The organism is Streptomyces sp. NPDC090994, from assembly GCF_044768905.1.
In the GTDB taxonomy this organism is placed as follows: domain Bacteria; phylum Actinomycetota; class Actinomycetes; order Streptomycetales; family Streptomycetaceae; genus Streptomyces.
Genome location: NZ_JBIVWS010000057.1, coordinates 1 through 1089, shown reverse-complemented (window position 1 = coordinate 1089; position 1089 = coordinate 1). Strand labels below are relative to the sequence as shown.

General features: G+C 69.3%; 1 protein-coding gene. It reads left to right on the top strand.

All coding sequences use genetic code 11. The annotated features are described in order from the left end of the window. Positions 1-97 precede the first annotated feature (97 nt). A complete protein-coding gene (locus tag ACIQR3_RS38230; protein ID WP_403546200.1) occupies positions 98-1015 on the top strand; it encodes a dioxygenase in 918 nt (305 codons plus the stop codon). The last annotated feature ends 74 nt before the right edge of the window (positions 1016-1089 follow it).

The window sequence follows — 1089 nt, the reverse complement described above, 5'->3', positions numbered from 1 at the left end:
GCAGGCGGACTCGGTGCGCTGGTCGACGAACTCAAGCACGCTCTCACCGGGACGGCTGCTCCGGCAGCGTCCGGCCCGGTCGCCCTGGAGGTATGACATGACGAACAGCGACGAAGCAGTGCAGGCCATCACCGACGCGGCCGTCGACAGTTTCCGCGACACCGCCGACCCCCGGCTGCGGGAGCTGCTCCAGGGACTGGTCCGCCACCTCCACGGCTACGTCAAGGAGGTGCGGCCCACGCTGGAGGAGTGGGAGTACGCCGTGGAGTTCCTCACCGCCGTGGGGCAGAAGTGCGACCCCACGCGGCAGGAGTTCATCCTGCTCTCCGACGTCCTGGGCGTGTCCATGCTGGTGGAGACGTTGAACGAACAGGGCGGCGGCACCGAGAGCACGGTCCTCGGCCCGTTCCACGTCGTGGAGTCCCCCGAGCGTGTCAGCGGGGACAGCATCGACCTGATGGGCGTCGGCAAACCCTGCGTGGTCTCCGTCCGCGTCACGTCCGCCGACGGCACCCCGCTGCCCGGCGCGAGCGTGGACGTCTGGCAGTGCACGGAGGAGGGCTTCTACGACGTCCAGCAGCCCGACGTGCAGCCGCTCGGCAACGGACGCGGTCTGTTCCGTACGGACGGCGAGGGGCGCCTGTGGTTCCGTACCGTCGTACCGAGCCACTATCCGATCCCGACCGACGGACCGGTGGGTGAGCTGCTCGGCGCCACGAGCCGGCACCCGTACCGTCCCGCCCACGTCCACTTCATCGTCGAGGCCGAGGGGCACCGGCCGTTGACGACGCACATCTTCGTCGCCGACAGCCCTTACCTGGACTCCGACGCCGTCTTCGCCGTCAAGGACAGCCTCGTGGTCGGTTTCCCCGAGGTGGACGACGCGGAGGCGGCCCGCGAGTACGGGGTGACGGCGCCGTTCCGCAGGGCCGACTTCGACATCGTCGTCGAGCCCGAGACGGAGACCGAGCCCGCGAACCACAACCAGAACGAGAACGAGAAGGACGCCCGATGAACCCCTTGCTGGACTTCTCCTACCAGGCGCTCCCCATGCGTGTGGTCATGGGCCCGCGCGCCCTGGAGCGACTC